This window comes from Pseudomonas sp. KD5 (assembly GCF_012932895.1).
Classification (GTDB): Bacteria; Pseudomonadota; Gammaproteobacteria; order Pseudomonadales; family Pseudomonadaceae; genus Aquipseudomonas.
The window spans coordinates 67,806-82,679 of record NZ_JDWJ01000009.1; the positions used below are offsets into that span (position 1 = coordinate 67,806).

Annotated in this window: 19 protein-coding genes; 1 reads left to right on the forward strand and 18 read right to left on the reverse strand. The window is 59.8% G+C overall.

The genetic code is table 11. The annotated features are described in order from the left end of the window. Positions 1–10: 10 nt before the first annotated feature. From AF70_RS19960 to AF70_RS20045, 18 genes are all read right to left on the reverse strand, one after another. Complete coding sequence (locus tag AF70_RS19960; RefSeq protein WP_028939672.1) at positions 11–463, reverse strand: hypothetical protein; 453 nt, start codon at positions 461–463, stop codon at positions 11–13. 2 nt (positions 464–465) lie between these two features. Next, positions 466–753, reverse strand: a complete 288-nt coding sequence (locus tag AF70_RS19965) for a hypothetical protein (protein ID WP_028939673.1) — start codon at positions 751–753, stop codon at positions 466–468. Further along, complete coding sequence (locus AF70_RS19970; RefSeq protein ID WP_028939674.1) at positions 746–955, reverse strand: hypothetical protein; 210 nt, start codon at positions 953–955, stop codon at positions 746–748. The genes AF70_RS19965 and AF70_RS19970 overlap by 8 nt, the downstream gene beginning before the upstream one ends. Continuing rightward, positions 945–1,187 carry a hypothetical protein gene (locus AF70_RS19975; protein ID WP_028939675.1) on the reverse strand — a complete coding sequence of 81 codons (243 nt, stop codon included), beginning with the start codon at positions 1,185–1,187 and terminating at the stop codon, positions 945–947. The genes AF70_RS19970 and AF70_RS19975 overlap by 11 nt, the downstream gene beginning before the upstream one ends. Positions 1,188–1,221: 34 nt before the next feature. Further along, positions 1,222–2,166 (reverse strand): Mu-like prophage major head subunit gpT family protein, encoded by a 945-nt coding sequence (locus AF70_RS19980; protein ID WP_028939676.1) that lies wholly within the window; start codon positions 2,164–2,166, stop codon positions 1,222–1,224. 39 nt (positions 2,167–2,205) lie between these two features. Beyond that, positions 2,206–2,619, reverse strand: coding sequence for a hypothetical protein (locus tag AF70_RS19985; RefSeq protein WP_028939677.1), 414 nt, complete (start codon positions 2,617–2,619; stop codon positions 2,206–2,208). 42 nt (positions 2,620–2,661) lie between these two features. Next, the gene (locus AF70_RS19990; protein ID WP_050438295.1) at positions 2,662–4,014 is read right to left on the reverse strand and encodes a S49 family peptidase; all 1,353 of its coding nucleotides are present in this window, start codon (positions 4,012–4,014) and stop codon (positions 2,662–2,664) included. Between the two features lie 2 nt (positions 4,015–4,016). Continuing rightward, entirely contained in the window at positions 4,017–5,627 is a 1,611-nt protein-coding gene (locus AF70_RS19995; protein WP_032830999.1) for a phage portal protein, read from the reverse strand. Next, positions 5,624–5,845 carry a DUF6148 family protein gene (locus AF70_RS20000; RefSeq protein ID WP_028939679.1) on the reverse strand — a complete coding sequence of 74 codons (222 nt, stop codon included), beginning with the start codon at positions 5,843–5,845 and terminating at the stop codon, positions 5,624–5,626. The genes AF70_RS19995 and AF70_RS20000 overlap by 4 nt, the downstream gene beginning before the upstream one ends. A 2-nt stretch (positions 5,846–5,847) precedes the next feature. Next, a complete protein-coding gene (locus AF70_RS20005; protein ID WP_050438296.1) occupies positions 5,848–7,866 on the reverse strand; it encodes a phage terminase large subunit family protein in 2,019 nt (672 codons plus the stop codon). A 19-nt stretch (positions 7,867–7,885) separates the two neighbouring features. Beyond that, complete coding sequence (locus tag AF70_RS20010; RefSeq protein ID WP_028939681.1) at positions 7,886–8,383, reverse strand: hypothetical protein; 498 nt, start codon at positions 8,381–8,383, stop codon at positions 7,886–7,888. 191 nt (positions 8,384–8,574) lie between these two features. Next, positions 8,575–9,291 carry a hypothetical protein gene (locus AF70_RS20015; RefSeq protein ID WP_050438297.1) on the reverse strand — a complete coding sequence of 239 codons (717 nt, stop codon included), beginning with the start codon at positions 9,289–9,291 and terminating at the stop codon, positions 8,575–8,577. A gap of 11 nt (positions 9,292–9,302) precedes the next feature. After that, positions 9,303–9,650 (reverse strand): phage holin family protein, encoded by a 348-nt coding sequence (locus tag AF70_RS20020; protein WP_028939683.1) that lies wholly within the window; start codon positions 9,648–9,650, stop codon positions 9,303–9,305. A gap of 526 nt (positions 9,651–10,176) precedes the next feature. Continuing rightward, positions 10,177–10,539 (reverse strand): hypothetical protein, encoded by a 363-nt coding sequence (locus AF70_RS20025; RefSeq protein ID WP_028939684.1) that lies wholly within the window; start codon positions 10,537–10,539, stop codon positions 10,177–10,179. Continuing rightward, positions 10,532–12,748, reverse strand: coding sequence for a VapE domain-containing protein (locus tag AF70_RS20030; RefSeq protein WP_028939685.1), 2,217 nt, complete (start codon positions 12,746–12,748; stop codon positions 10,532–10,534). Before AF70_RS20030 ends, AF70_RS20025 begins: the two co-directional genes overlap by 8 nt. Then, a complete protein-coding gene (locus tag AF70_RS29880) occupies positions 12,738–12,968 on the reverse strand; it encodes a TraR/DksA family transcriptional regulator (protein WP_032831000.1) in 231 nt (76 codons plus the stop codon). The genes AF70_RS20030 and AF70_RS29880 overlap by 11 nt, the downstream gene beginning before the upstream one ends. Next, complete coding sequence (locus AF70_RS29885; RefSeq protein ID WP_028939686.1) at positions 12,961–13,479, reverse strand: phage regulatory CII family protein; 519 nt, start codon at positions 13,477–13,479, stop codon at positions 12,961–12,963. Before AF70_RS29885 ends, AF70_RS29880 begins: the two co-directional genes overlap by 8 nt. A 327-nt stretch (positions 13,480–13,806) precedes the next feature. Further along, positions 13,807–14,031, reverse strand: coding sequence for a helix-turn-helix transcriptional regulator (locus AF70_RS20045; protein ID WP_028939687.1), 225 nt, complete (start codon positions 14,029–14,031; stop codon positions 13,807–13,809). Positions 14,032–14,133: 102 nt separating this feature from the next. Here AF70_RS20045 and AF70_RS20050 point away from each other — a divergent pair, with 102 nt between their 5' ends. Next, entirely contained in the window at positions 14,134–14,853 is a 720-nt protein-coding gene (locus tag AF70_RS20050; RefSeq protein WP_028939688.1) for an XRE family transcriptional regulator, read from the forward strand. Positions 14,854–14,874: the final 21 nt, after the last annotated feature.

Below are 14,874 nucleotides of genomic sequence, written 5' to 3' on the forward strand. Positions count from 1 at the left end.
GTTGTGTTCCTCAGTAAAAGGTAGGACCGGACGTCAGATCGCCGGCATTGCACAAGTAAGTGAAGCGATAACGCACCATGCAGTTGCCTGCGGTGTTGTCACCGTCTTCTTCAATCCAGTCGATGTAAAAGCGCTGTACACGATCGGCTTCGGGAAACGCGTCCTCCCCCATCAGCACCGTATGCACGGCAACCTTCACCAGGTCGGCAACTTGATCCCATGCGTTCCTGGTCACGGTGTCTTCACGGGCGAGGATTTCCACCGACAGCTCGAACTGGTTGCGATCCACCGTGTGACTCTCACGTTCGGTGGTTTCCAGATCCGGGCGGATCACGATGGCGGGTGTTTGTTTGCGCGTGAAGGCATCCGTCCGACTTCGAAACACTCGATCTTCGGCCAACGTATTGGCGCCCAGAATCAGCGCCTGCGCCCGCTGGACGACGCGTTCTTGGATCGAAGGCATGATTAAATCTCGGTGAGTGAAACGAGACTGAACGCCCCGTCATCGATCATCAGTCGGTCACGCACCCGGAAAGCAACGCCCCCGACCTTGATCATTTTCCCGTTGTCGATGGCCATCCGCTGGGCCTCGGCGGTGATGACCAGGATCTCGTAATAGGTGGACTGGCTATTGATGCCGGCCATGGCCCGGATTTCGTCCGGCATATCGCGAACGGCCAGAAATGGCTGATCATCGACCAAACCGCCGGCATCAAAATCTTCAAGAAAGCCCGCCAGGTCTTCGTCAAACATCACGGCCCTCCTTGGCCGCTCCGCTGGACTTGGCCGGTGCAGCGACCGTGGCCGGTGCCGGATCCTGTTTGATTTCCAGTAGCTGGTGACGAAAACGGACCGCCACATCATCGGGCAATTCGACAGTGCCACCGGCGCCAATCACTTCGTTGTTATGGTCGCGAAAGGAACCGGATAGCACGGTGTAGGATTTATTCGCCATTGGCTGCCCCCGCCGTTCGTTCGAGTTTGGTCACTCGCTGCGACAGCGCTTTGTCCGGTTCGCCAGGGATCACGATTTCCTCCCCGATCTTGAACTGGACTGGCTGCACAATGGTGTAGCGCCCTTTTTTAACCTGCTCCAGGCTGTGCGCTCGCGCACTGGCCTGAGCATCAGTCAGAATCAGCTCCCCCCCATACAGGGTGATGGGCTGATCCACACGGTATTTCGGCATGGTGTTGTCCTCTGTGGGATGAAAGCCTGAGGGCTTACACCAGTTGGTTCAGGACGCCGTACTGCCAGCGACCGAACCCGACGTTGCGCCAGGTATCGACGCCGTATTGGTGAGCATCGTTGTCGAATTCGAACTCCGAGCCCTCGGCCTTGGCCTTCATCACCACGTCCGTTTCCTGCTGACGAATGAACGCTTTCAGGCGGCCGTCGGTGCGGAACGTGACGAACTTGTCGGTCCAGGCATTGAGGCGCACATTGCCGATCACACGGACGGTGACGTTGTCCGGCATGACGATTTCGCTGATGTTGGTACCGCGCGGTACGGTCAATGCCGACTGCGCCACACTCAACAAGCTGAAGGGCACCATCACCAGGAACTCACGCGCCAGTTCGTTGATCGGCTCGCCTTGGTCGTCCTTCAGGCTGGTCAACTGGGTGACCGATTTGGCAACCGCCTGCTGGAACTCTTCAGGGCTCGGGCGGCTGGGAGTGCCATGCAGCGTGGCGCTCAGTTCGCTGATGTCGGTAGTGATCTTGTTCGACTGCACCCCGCTTTTGCCTTCCTCATGATCGGTATCGAAGAAGTACTGGCCGTCGTAGCAGACCTGGCTTTCACCGTTGAGAATCAGCGCCGACAGCAGCCGCGCCCAGTGCGAGTTGGTGCGGTCGGCCAGTTCACCAAGGCGGATGCGTAGCTGCCCGGTTTTGTCGCGGCGCAGCTCTTTGACCAGTACTTCGATGGTCGCTTCGAAGTGCAGGTTTTCGATTTCGAGGTCAGCGGAAATGAAGCCTTTGGCATGACGACCACCGATCCACTCCCGCAAGGTCGGAACGCTACCGATCCACGGATAGGTTTCTTTGGCCTGATCGGAGTCGAACAGGTTCGACAAGAAGTCGATCCAGCTGGCCCCGGTGTTCTGCTCGAGCAGTTCGTAAAAAGTGCCGATAACGGCACGGCTGGAAAGTACTTCAGCACCCATGGGTGTTTCTCCTGATGAAGGTGACGGATGGGCGCGTGATTACGCGGCCGGAATAGCCTGGGCGGCATACTTGACGATGCCCACGCCACCGCTGACAAAACGGTGCACGTGGCCGATTAAACTGTTGCCGGCGGTCGTGAGCCCAAAGGTGCCGCTGTCACTGGCATAAACCAGCTTGCCAATGTCAGTCACGGCCAGCCCGGCGATCGGCACTTCGATCTTGCCGGCTTCACGCAGCCGCACGCGCAGGGCAGCTGCTGCGCCCAAGCGGTTGTCGGCATTGCGATCAGCAAAGCCGGCAAACAGGTCACCCGCCGCCAAGGGGCGAGCCAATCCGTTCGCCGAGTTGATCCCGACCGCCGAGCCTTCAAAGATCTGCGTGGCCGCTGCAACAGGCAATTCGTTGATATCCCCGATCTCGTGGGAGCGTGGGGTGTCGAGGGTAAGAGGCATAGATGTTCTCCAAAGCCGAGGGGTTGAGGGTTAAATGCCGATTTACTTTTTCAAGACCTTGATCAGGCCTTTGTCCTCAGCCCGGCGATAACCGTGATAGGCCTCGAAGGTGCCGAATTCGGCACGTACTTCCTTGTCACTGTCCCAAGTTGCCTTGGCGCGCTCTGCCAGCGGTGCATCCGGATCCTCAGCAGTTTTTGCCACCGGTTCCGGCGCGGGTGCTGGGGCATTCGGGACCGGCGCCGGGGCATCGCTGCGAAGCGTGGCCAGGGCATTGCTGCGCTTGGCTCGCTCCGCCGCGATGACCTGGGCAGAAGCCTCGGGGCCGCTGGTGACGCCATCGAACTTGAGACTGGCGATCAGCTCTTCGTGGCCCGGAAGCGCGGCGGCTTCGACGCCCTTGATGCGATCGCACTCGGCGCGCGCACCGGCCGCGTGAGCGTCGTGCTCCAGTGTCGCGAGCAGCTCGGCATGGTGGGTGGCCAGGTAGTTGCGGTCGATGACCGGCGGCTTGTCGCTGTCGTTGGGCTTGCTGGTGGTTGTGGTGCTCATGGAACGATCTCCAAAAGTGCTGCCATTGAGTTCGGCAATTAGGTTTTCCAGGGTGGATTCGCGGTCGGCCATGCCCAACGCCACGGCGTCAGAACCAATGCGCATGTCGCCCTGGCCGAAATCGGCGAGGACGTCGTCGACGGTCACGCCGCGATAGTTCGCAACGTCCTCGATGAAGATGCCGGCCAACCGATCGACATGGCTTTGCACGACCGCTCGGCCCTGCTCGGTCGTAAAGTCCGGACGTTTGTTGGGGCTCTGGCTGCTGACAATCTCCAGGCTGCCGTCATCCTTGTTCGCCCGAATGTTGAGCACGGCGCCGATGGAGCCGACGCCACCGGTGCGGCTCATGACGATTTCGTGCGCCGCCGAAGCCATCCAATAACCCGCACTGGCGGCATTGCCCGAGACGTAAGCGACCACCCGTTTGGGAGAGGCGCGGATCATCTGCGCAAACTCAGCGATGCCGTTGGCCTGCCCGCCGGGCGTGTCCATCACCAGGATGATGCTTTCGGTTCGCGGGTCATCCACCGCCGTGGTGAAGTCCTTCGCCAGCACGTCCAGCGAAGTCGCACCGGACAATGCGGTGAACAGGTTTGCATAGCGAAAGACCGGGCCAGTGACCGGCACCAACGCCACGTTGCCGCGCTGAGTGACCGTGCGGCTGTTCTGCAGGGGCCGACCTTGACGAGCCTCGACGGCGTCGGGGCCTTCATGTTCACGCCGGGCGATGGCGGCAATGGTGTTGAGCATGTCCGGGGTAATGGCCCAGGGTTCACGCGACACCAGGTCGAACGCCGTCACCCGATGCACGGGGGATGCGTCGGTTGGTTTATCGGTCATGGTCAGGTCCGTTCGGGTAAGTCAGGGTTTTGCGGCAGCTGATCTTCAGGCTGGGAGGCCGGCGTTGCCGACAGGCCGTCCTCCATCCGACGCTTCACTTCCAGTGCGCGCTGTTCGTGGTTTTCTTCCCAGTCGCTGCCGTCGTAGAGCATCGATTCCTTGGCCAGCGTGCTGACGCCAAGATCGACACGCCCCTTGGCCGCGTTGATGTCCTTGAGCGGATCCACGGTGCCCGGACCATCGCCGACCCATAGCGAGCCGCAGTAGGCATAACGCAGCAGCGGGTGGTCGAAAAAGCCGGGGGCATCGACATCGCCCTGAGCGACCGCTTCTTCCAGCCAATGCTCGTACACCGGCTGACAGAAGCCGTTGCCAAGGAAGTCGCGGCAGCCGCGGATGAACTGCCAGGCTTCCATAACCGCCGCACGGGCGGCGGTGTAACTGGCGGTGAAGTGCTTGATCAGCACCTCATACGGCAGTTCCAGGGCCATGCCGATCTGCCGCAACATCGCCAACACGAACGGATCGAATGCCAGGTTGGGACGGCCCGGCGCGGCGGTGTCAATCGAGGCGCCGTCGTCCAGCTCGGCGACAATGCCGCCGCTGAGCGAACCGTCCCACCCGCCTGACTCGCGACCGGCTGGACGATCACCACCCACCGGGGTATTGCCGGTCGCGGCCGAGGCCAGCGGGCTGAGATTGCCGCCGTTCCCGGGCTTGATGAACACCGCAAAGAACGCCGACACCACGGCGGCTTCCAGCTCCGCGTCGGTGTAGCGATCGAGTTGTTTGAGCTTCTCGATGACCGGGGTGAGATACGGTACGCCGCGCGGTTGACCCACACGTCGACGCCGGTACAAATGCAACAGCGCCCGCCCACCCCGCTCATTGAAGAATGGGCGTTCATCCCACACCCGCTCTTTCACACCCAACGCTCCAGGATGACTGCGCAGGATGTGCGCCTTGAGCGGCTCGCCGTCGGCGTCTCGCTCTATGCCGGCCGTGAGTGTTTCCGTGTCGGCCTTGCCCTGCGGATTGCAGATCCGGTCGGCCTCAATCAACTGGATGCACGCCGAATAATGCTGACCCGGACGTTCCTTGTGTGTCAGCAGCGGAAACACGTCACCGCTGCTCAACACCGAACGCCAGGCCAGATCCTGCAGCCCGTAAAAATTTTGTTCGCGGGTGATGTCGCACGCCGTGGTTTCCGCCCAGGACTTGAACAACGACTCTGTGTTGCGCTGCCATTCGCGGGCGGTATTTTCATCCCAACCGAGGATCTGCCGATTGACCACCGACTTGAGTGCCAGGCCGGTACCCACTGTTTTGGTGGTGACCGTGTTGATCGCACCGCCGCCGATGGGGTTGTTACGCTCCAGATCGCGGCAACGTTCCCGCAGCGTCGGCAGATCCGGAAGCAGATCTGCGGCGGCACTACCAGCCGACGCATGCCAGGCACTGAGCGAGCGCTTGCGTTTGGAGGCGCCGCTGTAACCACCCAGCGCCGTCATGGTCATGCGCGCCTGCATACGCTTGGCGCCGCTTTCGGGGCTGAACCAACTGATGGCCCGGTCCAACAAAGTGGGCTCAGGCACCTTCGGCGCGCGACTCATAACGGTGTGATCCCGCGCAGGACAATGCCGCGAGGCCGGCCACTGGACAGTCGATCAACCTGCCCCTGCCAGTAATCGATCATCCGGGTGATCTCCGCCGCATCAGCGTAATTGAGCTGGCGGGTACCGATACGGTAACTCTGTTTCTGGCTGACCTTGAGGCTCGCGTCGAGCCAGGCCTGCAGCTGGTTCTGCGCTTGTTCCAATGTGATGGCCATGTCTAATTCCTGCGTTGAGAGAGCACGCGCATTGCGCTGCGGCGCCCAGAAACAACTCTCCCGCCAGAAGGCGGCAGATCGTTGGGTTCAGCGGGTGGTGTGGGTGCCGGATTTTCCGGTGCCGTTGCGGGCTCGGGATCGTGCTCAGCTTCGGGTTCCGGTGGTGGCGAATCGAACAACCCGCCCTGCCGGATCTGCGCATCCAGCGCCGCCCAGTCGTGTTCATTCAGCAGGTGCGTTTTCAACGACCGGGCCGCATGCAGCGCGTAGGTTTCGCAGTCCGTCCCTTCGTTCGGCTCACCGGCCTTCTTCTGCCAGACTTTGCGGTAGTGATGCCGCCGACTGGGTGCCTTCACTTCGGCGGTGATCTGCCGGAAGTAGTCCGGCCGCACCGTCTTGTAGAAGTGCATTCGGCCAGGACCATTGCCGGTCAGCGGCAGCCGACCTTCGATCCACAGATCCTTGGCCCGTGACGTGCCGACGATGTAAGGCCGCAGGCCGTACTTCGAGGCCTTTTGCTCCTTATCGGTGTCCACCCCCTGCCGGGGCGCGCTGAAAATTTCCTTGCGCTCATCGTCGCGGGTGTTGCCTCGCTCACTCGCCCCCTTGATCGCCATCACCCCACGCTGCTGATGCTTACGGACAAATGCGTACGCGGCATCCTGGGTGATGGTGCCATCGGAGGTGTCCAGCGAGACGGCCAGCACCTTCAACTTGGCGCCGCAGGCATGGGGAATCGGAGCAAACAACAGCTTCTCCAGGTCAAGCCAAACGCCCTGGTCCGGCAACACCACTTGACCGTGAATCTCGCCCCAATAGACCAGCCAGGACTCCTCGCCCCGGCCCCACGCGCGGATGATGATTGCCAGCCGGTCATGCTGGACGTCGACGCCGGCCGTCAGGACCAACCCGCCCATGGGCACGAACAGTTCGGGATAGTCTTCAGCCCGCTCCGCCAGTTTGTCGGCTTCGGGCAGATCCGATTTGTACTCGTAAGCTCGACCCTGTTTCTGGTTGACGAACTTGATCAGCAGCGACAGGTCGCCCATCTCCGCTCGGTGCTCGGCGTTGAGTTGTTCGCGCACGATGTCCGCCAGACTGGTACCAGGAAGGCAGGCATAGAGTTCGTTCAGCTCGATGAACCCGGCACGCCCGGCAAAGGGTTTGGTCGGTACCCAGCCGCAGTTCGGATCACCCGCCTCGATCGCATTGAACACCGTGTTACGGATGTTCTCTTTGCGCTGGTAGTCGTCCCAAATTTCCCCGCAGTGCGGACAGGCATAGCCGGCGGTCTCGGGATCCGCACGGCCATAGATTTCGTGGGGCTCTGCCCCCTCGGCGATGTCGAGGTATTTGATGTGAGCAAAGTCCAACACATGGGCCTGGCCGCACGTGTGGCAGATGATCGGCAATACCCGGCAATCCGTCTGCGCCAAACGCGCTTCGGTCTTGCTCGCCCCCTTGATCGCCGGTGTTCCGCCGACCAGCATTTTCGAACCGGGGTAGCGTTTGCCGCGCTCTTCGAGCAAGGCGATCGCGTCACCCTGCCCCTTCACGTCGTCGCTGGTGTCGTCCGGTTCCTCGACCACCGACAGGCCCACGGACGAGGTCGACTTGACGTTGCCAGGTGAATTCGACGCCACCAGTTTGAGGAAGCCACCCGGGAAGCTTTTGTGGTCCCACCGATTGCCGGAGGTTCGACTGGTATCGACCGGCATCAGCTTGTTGATCTCGGTGTTCGCAGTCACACCGTGCTTGAGCTTTTCGTCATGGAAGTTCTTCCCGTCCTTCTCCTTGGCAAACAGGATCATGATTGGCCGAGGCAGGAACTGGACAAACTTGAACAGGTAGCCGATCAAGAACCAGGTCCAGCCGATCTGCGCGGCCTTCATCAGGTCCACTTCGCTGACACGCGGATCGTCCAGCGCGGCGGCTACACCGAGGAAATAGGGCGTGTAATGAAAATCGTAGAGGCCGTGCAGCACACCGCTTTCAGCGGGCAGGTAAAATTTGGTGCTCAAGTACTCCGCTGTCGGCACGTCACGCGGCGGGTTGAACTTCCCCGCTGCTGCCGACAAGCTCCGCGCCAAGTTTTCGCGCGTAGCCTGCAATTCGCTCGGTTGTAGGTCCAGCAACTTTGGCCACCACAGATCGATCTACCGTGAGTTTCTGCACGTTCTCGATTTCCTGAATAAGTCGTTCGACACCGCCCAGGTATTCCCGGTTGGCAAAGCCGGCCCAGTCGGCCAGCACACGTTCCGCTTCCATGCTGGGAATCAGTGACCGCAATTTTTCGTGGTACAGCAGGCGACCGTTCGCGGCCTTGACCCGCCCCTCATCGATCCGCACCGCATTCAGCTCTTCCAGTTGGCTGCCTCCGCGCCCAGCCGCTTTCGCACGTAGGTCGCGGATGTAAGCGATCCGAATCTCGTCCAAACTGGATGACTGCCAATCGCTGATGCCGACCCCCTTCAGCACGTCGCGAGCGTTTCGCTCGCTCATGTCCAGGTGATCTGCGATTTCACGCTGTGTTGGCATGCTCATCTCCAAGGTCTGGACTAGGAAGCGGAACCCCCTATGTCGGGTTGAATCTGCAAAAAGATCGGGGTTCGAATTACCCCATTCCCTCAGATCGCCGAAAGGACCCATTGAAAAAGGGGATGAGGCCTCGATCCGTGCCCGAGTCGGCCAAATACCGGGCGAAAAACGCTGAAAGATCGACCAAGGCCTCAGTCGCGAGCCATCTCACGGGCCAATGCCCGGCGGAACAGCGGTTCGAACTCGGCAGCGGCGACGCGGTTGGCCACCCCGTAGAAGTCGAAGCGACGACGGTAGGTCGGGCGCTTAACGAAGATCAGGATGGGCCGTGCACCGTTGCCGATGCGCTGCCAGATACCCAACGGGCCGGTGCCGTTGCCCGGGCGACCCGCGAAGTAGTCGGGGGCATTACGATTGCGTCGTTTACTGCGGGTCGTGCGGTTGGCCATGAAACCTGACACACGCTCAGCAGCACCGAGTGCCGACAGTATCTGAACGATCTGCCCGCGACTGATGTTGCCGCTGCCATCCATTCGGGCGCGTCTGCCGGGCACTGCGTACATGTCAGCAGGCATCAAGCCGTAGTGAATCAGCGCCTTCTCGAATCGTTTGTGCGGACGATTGCCACCCTCGATATGCACCGGCAAGTACTTCGAGGCCGCAACACCCGAGCTGGCCTCATCCTTGACCCACACGCGGGCGAACAACCGCGTGGCTGTGGCACTTCGCTTATAGATCGAGTTCAACGTCCAGCGGGTAGGTCGATCAAACACGCGGGCGATCTCTTCTTTCTCTGCGATATGCACCCGCTCGGCGGTGAAGGTCAGCGCCTTGGCCGCTGCAATGGGCACCTTGTTGCGGCTGAGCCCTCGCATGCCCTTCACGATCTTGTCGATGTTGTCACGCATCTCCAGCCGCATCATTGCCCTGGATCGCCGCCCGCCGTCGACGACTCGCTGACGCCCAGGCGCTTGGCGGCCCAACGTTCGTACAACCCGATGGCAACATCAGCACCGGCCATTGCAGTCAGACAACCCAAGCTGCCCGCCGTCCAGATCGTCACGCCCGCACCGATCATCAGCATCATGGCCGACACGCCGCAGACGATACAGGCACCGGACCGAAGGGCCAGGCGTCGTAACAACACCCAGCCTCGCGCCCCATCCTTGTCGGCCCGCCACATCTCTCCCGATACGCCGCCGACCAAGGCCAGGACGATCACTAACCAGATGGGCATCTCTGCCAGCGCTTGCTGCTCGTTCGTCATCGCCCTACCCCATAAACGCAAAAACCCGGCGCAATGGCCGGGTTTGGTGGTGTGGTGCCTGCCGCTCTCTGCGGTCGCACCTATCGAAGATGACTACTTTTTACAGGTCGAATTTCCTGGCAGCAACCCCACTTTAATGCCACCCGGTGAATATGTGGGTAACGCAGGGTGAACGCCTAGCGAATGTCGGCGAATATCCCAAGTCGGCATTCTGCTCTTTCGACGTTGTCCCATATGTCCCATGCTTCGAAATCGCTATGGGACGCCTGAGCACGCCTAAATTCGGGGCTTTGCCCCATTGTCCCATCTGTTTTCTCTTTTCTCGTGTAAAGAAGAAAATCGAAAAACACGCGTGCGCGCGATAGCGCGTACAGCTCTGCGCTTCGCTCACACGGGCGGGAGGCGTTTTGAGCTGGGACAATGGGACACGCCAACAAATACAAGGCCCGCGCTTGTCCCATTACGTCGAAACGCAATGGGACAAGGTGGGCCAATAGGACAGCAATAGCTGGAGCCAAAGCTGGGGTCACGCAGCCTTCCCCATCAGCATGCCGGCGATGTACTCGTGAGCCTCGTGCAAGCGCTCGTAGTAGGTTTTGCGGCTGCAGCCGCAATAAATGATCTTCTGCGTCAGGAAGCTGTCGTGATTGCAGTAGTGCTCGCGCACAACCACCGACAGCTGCGGCGGCAGATGCTTGTTCACGATCAGCTCGATATCCGCCGATTCGTCCAGCAGCACCCTACTGCCCCGCGTGCCACGAATCAGCTCGCCTTTGCACTCCATCAGCATGGCAATCATGTTGCCGCCACCCAGCTCCGCCACCCCTTCGTGTGGGCTGTGCAAATCCTCTGCCCACAGCTTGAGCATTTCGTCGATTCGCCTAATCAAAGCAAGGCTCCTCGAATGTTTCGCGCTGCAATGCTGATGCACTACCCCACCCTGCGGGCTTCTTGTAAGCCCAGGGCCGCTGACCGCTCTTCACCAACGCTGGCAGACGCACACGTCGCCAGCCAAGCCGGTGCATGATCGCCCCGACCCGTATCTGCTCAGGCTTGCTCCAGTGCCCGTAGTCCAGCTTCAGCGCGTTGGCCAGCACTTCACTGCCGGTGGTGGTTTCGCCGATCTGCGACTCTTCAAGCCAGGTCAGAATTGGCCCTTCCCACTCGTCCACCACAAAGCGCTCGTCCTGCTCCTCGCCGAACATCGCCGCCTCGTCCAGCGTCACCCACCAAAGATCCCCCGCCTCGTAGCAGAACATTGCCTCGGCCCACAGCTGGTCGCGGATCGTGCGCAGCAGCTCCAGATCCACCTTGGTACAGGCCACCGGCCAATAGCGACGGTTACCGGTCGCATCCTTCAGGTATTCGTCCTGGTTGGTCGTGCCAACGAATACACACTGGCGTGGCACATCCATGGTTCTGCGGCCGTAGCTCTCGCGGTAGGTGTCGGTCGATGCCGAAAAGAACTGCTTGGCCTTGGTGCTTTCGGCCTTGTTGAAGCTGTCCAGCTCGCCCAGCTCAACGATCCACTTGCCCCGGATTGCCTGAAACCCGTCCTTGTCACCCAGGGCGAAAGGCGTGTCCATAAACCATTCGCCGCCGAGGATGTTCATTGCTGTCGACTTACCGGCGCCCTGCGCGCCTTCGAGGATCATCACCGAATCAGCCTTGCAGCCAGGCTTCATCACCCGCGCCACGGCCGAGAGCATCCAACGCTTGCCGACTTTCGACGTGTATTCGCTTTCCTTCACACCCATGACATCTGTGAGCCAGCTCTCAAGGCGCGGTACACGATCCCACTCCTGCTTTTGCAAGTACTGTCGCACCGGGTGAAAGGCATGGTCATGGGCAACCACACTCACAGCCTCGATCACATGAGACGCCTTAACCCGCAGGTTGTACTGCTGCGCGAGCCACTTCATGACACGCATATCGTCGATGTCGGCCCAGTCTCCCGTGCCGCCGCCATAAGGTGCAGCCCGTAACTTCACGATCTTCGAGCTGAAAGCGCTGTAGCTGATCACTCCGGCCCATCGCTCGTCATTGGCCAGAATCAGCTCGACGTTCTGCATGTGCGCAATTAACGCACCGCTTTCACTGCGGGCCAGCAGATCCTTCCAACCGCCTGCGGCCGGCGGCTTGACCACCGCCAGCACCTGGCGGCGCACCGCGTCCAAACCTTCAGCGACATGCAGATCATTGAAGTCGGTCCACTTGTCTTCCCGCTCGCCGGAAAAGATCGGCGCGACCACCTGGCCACCAACGACCAACGCGGCGTTGTTCGCCTTTTCTTCACCGGGGTTCCAAGGATCGCCGTTCGGGCGCTTGGTCTTCCAGTCATCGTCACGGCAGACAATCAAAGGGCAACCCGGGAAGCGTTCGCGCATGGCCTTACAGACCACCAACAGATTGCCCGCATCGAAGGCGATAGCCACCGTTAGCGAGGTCGCCATGTGCAGGCTGGCGCCGGTGGCGTAGCCCTCACACACCAGCACCGGCTCACCCGGATCAGGGTGCGGCCCGATCAAGTGAAAAGCGCCCTCTTTGGACATCCCGTAGGGCCAGTAGGATTTGTCCCGACCGGTGTCTTCCTGCTTGGCGGGAAATACAACTTGCAAGCCAACGATCTCATCTCGCACGTTGCACATAGGCACCAAAAACGCGCCGGAGCGCGGTGCGTATCGAACGCCGAAACCGACGATCTGCTTGCGGTCCAGATAGTCGCTACGGCCCTTTTCCGGCATGCGCTTGAACATGCCCGCAGCACGGTTCGCGGCGCGACGCGCTGCATTGGCCTTAACCTCGGCAGCCCGGCGTTTAGCATCCTCCTGACGAGCCCGCATGACTTCGCGCTCTTCTGGCGACATCCGCCCGGCCTTGACCTTGACCTTCTGCGACTCACCCGAACGCCAGTCACCAAAACTGCCGAAAATCAGCGTTTCGTTTTTCTCGGTGCGATGTTCGTGGACGACGTACCAACCGTTCTTTTCCGCCCCCCTGTCCTGCGCTGTTTTGCACCGAGTCAGCTTGCCAAAAGTCAGCGGTAGTTTCGGCTCAAGACCAAAGTCTGCGAATTGACCTAGTACCTCATCGAGCATGCCGGGCCTCCCGCGATTCTTCGATGGACTGGCAACTCACGCACTGAGTGCAACCCGCCTGAGCTAACCGACGAGACTCCGGAATCGGATCGTCACAACTCTCGCAGAATAGAAATGAATGCGCCGCTAAAGCGGGCTTAGCAGCATTACGACGTGCAGCCAGGGCTTGATCAAGACGCTCCTGCACCAGGTCATTGGCAAAGTCGACGATATCAACCACGGTCGATACCCCGCGTTGTCTGATTGACGTAGGTGGCGCGGTTGAACATCCCCAGCAGCCCTTGAATACCGCGAAACACCTGCAGGCGGATCGCCGCCAATTCGTGGTCACTGACCGCGCCGTCACCGATACTCTTGGCCCAGATATCAGCCAAGTCAGCCACCTGCCGAAAATACTCAGCAATGCCGGTGGTCAAGGTTTCAGGCATGTCGTTGGTGTACGCCTCGGCCAATTCCTGCCAAGTGGTATCCCCCACCAACGCGTGTACCGCATCGAGAATGCGGCGGTCTTTGGTCAGCTCCAGGATCTCGCCAAACTCCTGAATGTTCACCGTGTGGCTCGGGTGCGTGGGAGAAAGCTTGTGCTGCAGCGTGGTGGGGTTTCTGCCTGTGGTGGCGGCGATTGCAGCCGCACCACCGGGATAGTCCCGAGCAGCATGGTAAAGCGCTAGATCGAGCGGCAGGATCTCCCGCTGCGCCCGTTCTACAGAACTCAGAGCGATTCGGCTCATGGCATTAATCCTTACAGGTTGCCAGTGCCTCGCGACATGCAGTGGTGATACATTTGCCGCGTGGCTTGAAAGGGCCCAAACGCCGGTTAGATCTTCAGGATCGACACCGGCACCGTGCCGAGGCGAACGATCCGTCGTTCACCTCTGGCGCAACAGCTGCCCAATCTGTGGTGGAAAAGGCAGCAACACCAAGGCATCCGTGCCTTGGAAAGCGCGATAAAGAGAGGTGGTTAGCATGTGGTGTGCCCGCCTATCTTTATCGCGACCCGACAGCGCTGTTGTGGTGCGTGCCGGGAGGAGCTGGGCGGCCCTTGGGTCGCCTTTTTTCTAAGCAGCTTTTGATGTTTCCCGCTCTGGTGGAAAAACATCGTCAAGTGAGCAAGCGGCCCCCAGTTGATTCAGAGCAGAGGTGATTGCCCTACACTCACTGAGGCCTGGCATTCTGTGACCAGACTCGTAGTTACTAAGCCTTGTCTGGGTCCAGCCAAGCAGCTCACCAAGATCCCTTTGTTTTATCTGCGCCTCCTTTCTGAGGCAGGCAATTCGGTTCATGAATCTGACTCCTTTTGACCTCGCACACTCTAAACACGGATCGTGATTATTTCAACACGATAAGTGAGAAAAAAACATTTCATTACGTGATAAAAATTCCGAATGGAAACTTTAGGCTTCCGCATCAAGCGGCTCAGAAAACAAAAAGGGTTCAGCCAGAAACAATTGGCTGAAGAATGCGGCTGGTCATCACAATCTCGAATAGGGAACTATGAGAGCGACCTCAGGGAACCTAATCTCACAGACCTGACACTGCTTGCTCCTGCGCTTGGCGTATCGATCGCGGAGTTGATTAGTGGCACCAATTCTCAACAACTCGTTCCGGCACAGGCCAACCTTGAACCGCAGATATTGAGCAGGGCACCCAAAAAGACAGCAGGCGTTGTCAAGCCGATTGGCCCTACGAAGGAAGGAGTGGTGCCAGTAGTCGGCACGGCAAAATTAGGCATGGATGGTTATTTCGAGGCACTAGATTTCCCTGTCGGGCATGGTGATGGCTATCTCCACATTTATAGTGATGACCCTAACGCGTACGGCCTCAGGGTCATCGGCGATAGCATGCATCCACGAATCAAAAGTGGCGAATACGTTCTCATTGAGCCCAACAAGATATACGTCACCGGAGACGAGGTGATGGTTCAAACCCAAGACGGCCGGTCAATGATCAAAGAGTTCATCTACCTTCGAGATGGCGTATATCGGTTTGACAGTGTCAACCAGGACCATAGCCCCCTTCACCTCGATCAGCATGACGTCTCCAAGGTACATCTAGTGGGCGGGATACTGAAATCATCACGGTTTGCGCATGACAAGCCCGAATAATCACACATCGTGTTGACACAT

Excerpts from the sequence above, each read along its gene's own strand:
- AF70_RS19960 (WP_028939672.1), bottom strand. The coding sequence starts at position 463 with ATGCCTTCGATCCAAGAACGCGTCGTCCAGCGGGCGCAGGCGCTGATT.
- AF70_RS19965 (WP_028939673.1), bottom strand. The coding sequence starts at position 753 with ATGTTTGACGAAGACCTGGCGGGCTTTCTTGAAGATTTTGATGCCGGC.
- AF70_RS19970 (WP_028939674.1), bottom strand. The coding sequence starts at position 955 with ATGGCGAATAAATCCTACACCGTGCTATCCGGTTCCTTTCGCGACCAT.
- AF70_RS19975 (WP_028939675.1), bottom strand. The coding sequence starts at position 1,187 with ATGCCGAAATACCGTGTGGATCAGCCCATCACCCTGTATGGGGGGGAG.
- AF70_RS19980 (WP_028939676.1), bottom strand. The coding sequence starts at position 2,166 with ATGGGTGCTGAAGTACTTTCCAGCCGTGCCGTTATCGGCACTTTTTAC.
- AF70_RS19985 (WP_028939677.1), bottom strand. The coding sequence starts at position 2,619 with ATGCCTCTTACCCTCGACACCCCACGCTCCCACGAGATCGGGGATATC.
- AF70_RS19990 (WP_050438295.1), bottom strand. The coding sequence starts at position 4,014 with ATGACCGATAAACCAACCGACGCATCCCCCGTGCATCGGGTGACGGCG.
- AF70_RS19995 (WP_032830999.1), bottom strand. The coding sequence starts at position 5,627 with ATGAGTCGCGCGCCGAAGGTGCCTGAGCCCACTTTGTTGGACCGGGCC.
- AF70_RS20000 (WP_028939679.1), bottom strand. The coding sequence starts at position 5,845 with ATGGCCATCACATTGGAACAAGCGCAGAACCAGCTGCAGGCCTGGCTC.
- AF70_RS20010 (WP_028939681.1), bottom strand. The coding sequence starts at position 8,383 with ATGCCAACACAGCGTGAAATCGCAGATCACCTGGACATGAGCGAGCGA.
- AF70_RS20015 (WP_050438297.1), bottom strand. The coding sequence starts at position 9,291 with ATGCGTGACAACATCGACAAGATCGTGAAGGGCATGCGAGGGCTCAGC.
- AF70_RS20020 (WP_028939683.1), bottom strand. The coding sequence starts at position 9,650 with ATGACGAACGAGCAGCAAGCGCTGGCAGAGATGCCCATCTGGTTAGTG.
- AF70_RS20030 (WP_028939685.1), bottom strand. The coding sequence starts at position 12,748 with ATGCTCGATGAGGTACTAGGTCAATTCGCAGACTTTGGTCTTGAGCCG.
- AF70_RS29885 (WP_028939686.1), bottom strand. The coding sequence starts at position 13,479 with ATGAGCCGAATCGCTCTGAGTTCTGTAGAACGGGCGCAGCGGGAGATC.
- AF70_RS20045 (WP_028939687.1), bottom strand. The coding sequence starts at position 14,031 with ATGAACCGAATTGCCTGCCTCAGAAAGGAGGCGCAGATAAAACAAAGG.
- AF70_RS20050 (WP_028939688.1), top strand. The coding sequence starts at position 14,134 with ATGGAAACTTTAGGCTTCCGCATCAAGCGGCTCAGAAAACAAAAAGGG.